Origin of the sequence: Hymenobacter latericoloratus (genome assembly GCF_014199535.1) — a bacterium.
Classification (GTDB): Bacteria; Bacteroidota; Bacteroidia; order Cytophagales; family Hymenobacteraceae; genus Hymenobacter; species Hymenobacter latericoloratus.
Map to the genome: position 1 here is coordinate 1157890 of NZ_JACHNV010000002.1, position 7072 is coordinate 1164961.

Genomic DNA, 7072 nt, shown 5'->3' on the forward strand with positions numbered 1-7072 from the left:
GCAAGTCGGGAGACTTGCCTGATTTACCGGCGGGCAGACGCCTCGCCGAAGGCGAGAAGTCTGCCGCCAGAGGGGTACGGCCAGTGCTAATGCTACCCCCACTTTAGCAAAGAGCCTTATCCTTGTACGGGCCGCCTGCGTAGGCACTAGCTCCACTCTCTCCCGAAAACGCCCGTTGGCACCTCTCAGGCCGTCGGGCCTCTACCTCCGTTTCGGTATGACCAAAACCGTCTTTATTGCTTCCGCCGAGCCCTACAGCGGCAAATCGGTGCTGGCCCTGGGCCTGGTGAACCTGCTGCTGGGCCAGGCCCAGCGGGTGGGCTACTTCAAGCCCATCATTGCCGGCGACCAGCCCCAGGACCCGCACATTGCTACCGTGCTCAGCTACTTCAAGCTCCCGCTGGCCTACGAAGATACCTTTGCCTACACCCGCCCCGAAGCCCTGCGCCTGCTGGAAGCCGACGCCCAGGGCGAGCTGATTGACACCGTCATCCACAAGTACAAGCAGCTGGAGGAGCAGTACGACTTCACGGTGGTAGAGGGCAGCGACTTTGTGGGGCCTGGCGCGGCCTTTGAGTTCGATGCCAACGTTTCCATTGCCAAAAACCTGGGCGTACCCGTGATTATCGTGGTGTCGGGCGAGGGCAAAACCACGGCCCAGGTGGTCAGCACGGTGCTCACGGTGCTGCGCAGCTTTGAGGCCCGCGAGGTGCAGGTGCTGGCGGCCGTGGCCAACCGCGTGCGGCCCGAGCAAGTGGAAGATGTGCGCGAGCTGCTGCGCACCCAGCTGCCCCAGGAAGTGCTGCTGGCTGTCATTCCGGAAGATAGTAACCTGCTCCACCCCACCATGCGCGAGATTCACGAGGGGCTGGGCGGCAAGCTGCTGCTGGGCGAGGCGGAGCTGGGCAACCAGGTGGATAACTACGTGATTGGGGCCATGCAGCTGCCCAACTTTCTGAATTACCTCAAGGAGAACGTGCTGATTGTAACCCCCGGCGACCGGGGCGACATCATCATTGGGGCGCTGCAGGCTAACCTCTCGGCCAGCTACCCCCGGGTGGCGGGCCTGGTGCTCACGGCTGGCTCGGAGCCGGAGGAACCAGTGCGCCGCCTCATTGAAGGCCTGCAAACCGTAGTGCCCATTCTGGCCGTGCCCACCGGCACCTTCGAGACGAGCACGAGGGTAGGAGCCATCAAGTCGCGCATCTCGCCCGACAATCCGCAGAAGATTCAGCTGGCCATCCAAACCTTTGAGCGCTACGTGGATGTGCGGGCCCTGCAGGAGCGCATGGTGAGCTACCAGCCCGAGGGCATCACGCCCCACATGTTCCAGTACCGGCTGCTGCAGTGGGCCAAGCGGAAGCGCCAGCACATTGTATTGCCCGAAGGCAACGACGACCGGATTCTGCGCGCCGCCGCTTTGCTGCTGCACCAGGATATCGTGGACCTGACCATCCTCGGCAACCCCCAGGAGGTAGCAGCGTCGGCGAAACGGTTGGGCCTGCACCTGCCGGTAGGCGAGCATCTGCAGGTGCTGGACCCGGTAAACTCCGATTACTACCCCGGCTACGTGCAGGCCTTCTATGAGCTGCGCCGCAGCAAGGGCGTGAACGAAGACATGGCCCGGGACATGATGCGCGACGTGTCGTACTTCGGGAGCATGATGGTGCACCAGGGCCACGCCGACGGTATGGTATCGGGGGCGGTGCACACCACCCAGCACACCATCCGGCCGGCCCTGCAGTTCATCAAAACCAAGCCGGGCGTGTCGGTGGTGTCGTCGGTGTTCTTTATGTGCCTCCCGGACCGCGTAGCCGTGTTCGGCGACTGCGCCGTGAACCCCAACCCTACGGCCGAGCAGCTCGCGGAAATTGCCATTTCCTCGGCCGAGAGCAGCCAGGCCTTCGGCATTGAGCCGCGCATTGCCATGCTGTCGTACTCCTCGGGCACGTCGGGGGCGGGGGCCGATGTGGAGAAGGTGCGCCAGGCCACGGAGCTGGTCCGCCAGAAGCGCCCCGACCTGAAAGTGGACGGCCCCATTCAGTACGACGCCGCCGTGGACCCCATCGTGGGCCGCCAGAAACTGCCCGACTCCGAGGTGGCCGGCCAGGCCAGTGTGCTCATCTTTCCCGACCTGAACACCGGTAACAACACCTACAAAGCCGTGCAGCGCGAAACCGGGGCCCTGGCCATCGGGCCGGTGCTGCAGGGCCTCAACAAGCCCGTCAACGACCTGAGCCGCGGCTGCACCGTGGACGACGTGTACAACACGGTTGTTATCACGGCCATTCAGAGCCAGCAGGGGTAGGGCGCGGAGCTTGCAGGAAGCGGAGTGGCGGAAAATGCAGCTACCTCGTTTGCTTTGCCGTAGCTTGCCGCCTGATTTGGCCCCAGAATACAAGTACCACCTTTCTCACGAACAACAGAACCAGCGCACCCAATCTGCCCTATGCCTTCCGGACTCTTTGCTTTACTAGATGATATTTCGGCCCTGGTAAAAGTCAGCGCCGCCAGCCTCGACGATGTTCCCACCCAGGTGGCCAAAACCACCAGCAAGGTTTCGGGCATTGTGATTGACGATACGGCCGTTACGCCCAAATACGTGGTCGGTCTGGACCCCTCCCGGGAGCTGTCCATTATCTACCAGATTGCCAAAAAATCCCTGATCAACAAGCTCCTGATTTTAAGTCCGGCGGCGCTGGTGCTGGGCTACTTTGCGCCCTGGGCCATTACCCCGATTCTGATGGTAGGCGGGGCCTATCTGTGCTTTGAGGGCTACGAGAAGGTGCATTCCATGTTCAGCAGCCACCCAGAGGTAGATGCTGAAAGTGAGCAGGTAAAAGCCATTACCCCCGAAGAGCTGGAGCAGGAGCGGGTGGCCGGCGCCGTCCGGACCGATATTATTCTGTCGGCCGAAATTATGGCCATTGCTTACAGCCAGGTAACCGGCCAGCCACTGGTAAACCAGATCCTGGTGATGCTGGCCGTGGCGGTTTTTATTACCGTGGCCGTGTATGGCTTCGTGGGGCTGCTGGTGAAGGCCGATGACATTGGCCTGCACCTGGCCGGGGAGAAGTTTGGCTCCGCCACGCGCAAATTCGGGCGCGGCATCGTGAAATTCATGCCCCACTTCCTGCGGATTCTGAGCTACGTAGGCACGGCGGCCATGCTCTGGGTAGGCGCCGAAATCATTGCCCACGGCATCCCGTTCATCCATCATCTGCTCCAGGACTTAGAGCAGGCTTTGGCCAGTGTGCCGGCCGTGGCCTGGCTGGCGAAGGTGCTGGCCTGCGGTATTGGCGGCCTCATTCTGGGCTTCTTTATTGACCAGGTGGTTCGGCTCGTGAAGAAAGTATTGCCCAAGAAAACGGAGGCGCACACCGCCTAGGGGTGAGGACAGTGCGCCGCAAGCTCAGCCCGACGCAAACCCCCCTTTTGGGCTACTGCCCAGGCCGCCTGGTAGCATTGAAGCTGTTTAGAGAGTCAGCGACAGGTATCAGAACGTCATGCTGAGCGCAGTCGAAGCATCTCTACCGCTTCGTTGAACGAGCCTGACGAAGCGGTAGAGATGCTTCGACTGCGCTCAGCATGACGTTCTAGACTTTCCAAACAGCTTCATTGTTTTCTTTGGTGGACTTTCCGCCGCTCTTCCTCCGCCATGAACATATTCGTTGTTAACTCCGGTAGCTCCTCCATCAAGTACCAGCTGTTCGGCTGGCCGGCCCGGCAGCCGCTGTGCAGCGGCCTGGTGGAGCGCATCGGCTACCCCAATGCCACCATCACCCACAACGTGTTTACCGCCGCGGATGCGCCCCGGGAAACCCGCCGGACCCTGGCCCTGCCCGACCACGAGGCCGGTCTGCGCGAGGTGGTGGCCCTGCTGACGGATGCGGAGCAAGGGGTGCTGCGCGACCCGGCGGAGGTGGAGGTGGTGGGGCACCGGGTGGTGCACGGCGGCGAAACCTTCGCGGCTACCACCGAAACAAGCCCCGACGTGAAGGCCGAAATCCGGCGGCTGTTTGCCCTGGCTCCGCTGCACAACCCGGCCAACCTGCTGGGCATTGAGGTGGCCGAGCGCATCTTCCCCCAGGCCCGGCAGGTAGCGGTGTTCGACACGGCGTTTCACCAGACCCTGCCCGAGCACGCCTTCCGCTACGCCCTGCCCGAGCGGCTTTACACCGAGGAGCGCATCCGGGTGTACGGCTTCCACGGCACCAGCCACCAGTACGTAGCCCAGCAGGCCGCTACCTACCTCGGCCGCCCCGATGCCCGCCTGATTACCCTGCACCTGGGCAACGGCTGCAGCGCCGCCGCCGTGCGCGCCGGCCGCTGCCTCGATACCAGCATGGGCTTCGGGCCCCTGGCCGGCCTGGTAATGGGCACCCGCACCGGCGACCTGGACCCCTCGGTGGTCCTGCACCTGATGGGCCAGCTGGGCTATTCGGCCGAGCAAATCAGCCACCTCCTGAACAAGGAAAGCGGCATGCTGGGCCTCACGGGCCTCAGTGATATGCGCGACATCACGAAAGCCCTGGAGCAAGGCGACGCCCGCGCCCGCCTGGCCTACGACCTCTACGCCTACCGCATCCGCAAGTACGTGGGGGCCTACGCGGCCGTGCTGGAGGGCCTGGATGCGGTGGTGTTCACGGCGGGAGTGGGTGAAAACGACGCCCTGGTGCGCCAGAAAGCCTGCCAGGGGCTGGAGTTCCTGGGCCTGGAGTTGGATGAGGCCGAAAACCAGCAGCGCCGCCCCGGTATCCGGGAAATCAGCCGGGCGGGCTCCCGCGTGAAGGTGCTGGTGGTGCCCACCAACGAGGAGCTGGAAATTGCCCGCCAGTGCGCCGCGCTGCTGGTAAAGGTAAGGTAGGCGGTTAACCGGGGGGCTTTGGCCTGCTTTATCGTCACCGGGAGGGGTAGGCTGCTTCGGACCGGAATGGCGTTGTCGGGGCCTTGCACGAGGATGACACGGCTGTCATTCCGAGCCAAGCGAGGAATCTGGGTTAGCCTCTATAGTCAGACCCAGATTCCTCGCTTGGCTCGGAATGACAGCCGAGCGGCCCACCCGACGCGCGGGCATCGGAGCTAGGGTCTGTGGACAGCAACTAAAAAGATCGTCATGCTGAGCTTGTCGAAGCATCTCTACCGCTTCGTTCGGACGAAACTGTTCGGTAGAGATGCTTCGACAAGCTTAGCATGACGACCTAAAGAGCCCCGAAGTACTTAGTGCTGTTACTATCCACACAGCCTAAGCGCCCGTACTAGTCGCGCAGAAAATCGGGGTACACCTGCAGGCACACGGGGGCCGGGAGGGCTACGCTGGCGCCGGTGGGGCGGAGGCGGCCGGTGCGGGCATCGGCGAAGTAGGTCACAATGGTATCGGACTGCTGGTGGGCTACCAGCACTACCCGCCCGCTGGGGTCGAAGGTGAAGCTGCGCGGGGTTTTGCCGGGGAGCATTACGTGCTCAACCAGCGCAAGGCGGCCGCTGCTGGGGTCAATGGCATACACCACCAGGCTGTTGTGGCCACGGTTGGAGCCGTAGAGGAAGCGGCCGTTGGGCGATACGTGCACGTGGGCGCAGGCATTCCACTCGGTAAAGCCGGCGGGCAGGGTGGTCAGGGTCTGGATTTCCCGGAAGGTGCCCCGGCCGGGGTCGTAGGCCAGGGCCGTCATCGTGGAGTCCAGCTCGTTGATAAGGTAGGCCCAGGGCTTGCTGGGGTGGAAGGTGAGGATGCGCGGCCCCGCACCCGGCTTGGCCCGGAACGCCGGCTCGGCCAGGGCCTGCAGCTGGCCGGCCGCATCCAGGGTGTAGCCGTACACGGTGTCATTGCCCAAATCCACGGCGAACAGGTGCTGGCCGCCGGGGTCGGGCAGAATGCAGTGGGCGCGGGCGTTTGCCTGGTTTTTGTGGGGGCCGAGGCCCTGGTGCTGGTCCACCGACGAGGCGGCCCGGAGGGTTCCGCCCTCCCCGAGGGGTAGGGCGGCCACGGTGCCGTTGCCGTAGTTGGCCACCAGGGCGTGCCGGCCCTGCTTATCCAGACTGATGTAGCACGGAATGGTGCCGCCCGAGGCCTGCTGGCCCAGCAGCGTGAGGCCGCCGGTTCTGGGGTCAATGGCAAACGCGCTGACGCCGCCGTTGGGCGTGTTCTGGAAATTATCTATCTCGTTTACGGCGTAGAGGGTGCGGCGGTCCTTATCTACGGTCAGGAAGGACGGGGCCACGCCACCCTTGGCCCCGGTTACCCGCGTGAGGGCTCCGGTGGCGGGCGTGAGGCGGTAGAGCACAATGTTTTCCTGGTCCGGGGGGCCGTAGGTGCCCACGTACACCAGGTAGCTGGTGGCAGCGCTGCTCCGGGCCGTGCGGGCGCAGGCGGCCAGCAGGGCGCTACCCCCCAGCCCGGCGCCCAGGGTCAACAGGAAGTTACGACGGTTACGGAAGGGTTGGGACATAGCGGAGGGGTAGGGAGGCGGAAAGAAAAGCCGGCAGACAGGGCCCGATACGGATACGTGAACACCACCGAAAGAACGGCAGTAATGCCAGAAGTTGCTGGCCCTGGGTGTGGTAGTTGTTAAGCTAGGTTGGTGTATCCACTTGATTGCATTGTCCAAGAAAAATCATCCGTTTAATATTTGTACGTAATCTAGGTAATCATTCAGCCAGTTGATGAAGTGCGCTTTTTCATCGGCCTCCCATTCATCAACGAGTTGTTTAGCTGTTGCATAGGTTGTTTCATTGCCATTTTCTAGTAAGACAACAACACCAACCCAGGCTATTGTAATAAATCCAAACCACGGCTTTTTTTTATTGTATTCGTCCCTGACAGTATCGGCTATATATCCGCTGGTATGGTCCGATACTTTAGCCCCCAACGCAGCCAATGCGCTAGCTCTAACTTGTGGAGAAGCATGATGAAGTTGGTTAGCTAATACATCAACGGGAAGGTTTTCGTACTGCGGTAAGGGGGGAATATTTGCTGTTTAGAGGGTGTTGGGGAATCAGCGGCATCGGTTCAGGCCCAAGGTGATGTTGGCCAATAGCAGCCAAGTGACGTGGCTGGCGGGTGTGTGTTCGT

4 protein-coding genes are annotated in these 7072 nt (G+C 62.4%); 3 read left to right on the forward strand and 1 reads right to left on the reverse strand.

Annotated elements, in window-relative coordinates; translation table 11 throughout:
• Positions 1–217: 217 nt before the first annotated feature.
• The 3 genes from pta to GGU46_RS10515 all read left to right on the forward strand — a co-directional run bounded on the left by pta (position 218) and on the right by GGU46_RS10515 (position 4867).
• A complete protein-coding gene (gene pta, locus GGU46_RS10505) occupies positions 218–2308 on the forward strand; it encodes a phosphate acetyltransferase (RefSeq protein WP_183403455.1) in 2091 nt (696 codons plus the stop codon).
• A gap of 141 nt (positions 2309–2449) precedes the next feature.
• On the forward strand, positions 2450–3388 hold the full coding sequence (locus GGU46_RS10510; RefSeq protein WP_183403456.1) for a DUF808 domain-containing protein: 939 nt from the start codon (positions 2450–2452) through the stop codon (positions 3386–3388).
• 270 nt (positions 3389–3658) lie between these two features.
• Positions 3659–4867: an acetate/propionate family kinase gene (locus GGU46_RS10515; RefSeq protein WP_183403457.1), complete on the forward strand. Its 1209-nt coding sequence runs from the start codon at positions 3659–3661 to the stop codon at positions 4865–4867.
• A 391-nt stretch (positions 4868–5258) separates the two neighbouring features.
• On the opposite strand, the gene GGU46_RS10520 is transcribed toward GGU46_RS10515, so the two are convergent.
• The gene (locus GGU46_RS10520; protein ID WP_183403458.1) at positions 5259–6449 is read right to left on the reverse strand and encodes a lactonase family protein; all 1191 of its coding nucleotides are present in this window, start codon (positions 6447–6449) and stop codon (positions 5259–5261) included.
• Between the last annotated feature and the right edge of the window lie 623 nt (positions 6450–7072).

What these genes read in the sequence shown, in the direction of transcription:
- GGU46_RS10515 (WP_183403457.1), top strand. Translation starts at nt 3,659, where the DNA reads ATGAACATATTCGTTGTTAACTCCGGTAGCTCCTCCATCAAGTACCAG.
- pta (WP_183403455.1), top strand. Translation starts at nt 218, where the DNA reads ATGACCAAAACCGTCTTTATTGCTTCCGCCGAGCCCTACAGCGGCAAA.
- GGU46_RS10520 (WP_183403458.1), bottom strand. Translation starts at nt 6,449, where the DNA reads ATGTCCCAACCCTTCCGTAACCGTCGTAACTTCCTGTTGACCCTGGGC.
- GGU46_RS10510 (WP_183403456.1), top strand. Translation starts at nt 2,450, where the DNA reads ATGCCTTCCGGACTCTTTGCTTTACTAGATGATATTTCGGCCCTGGTA.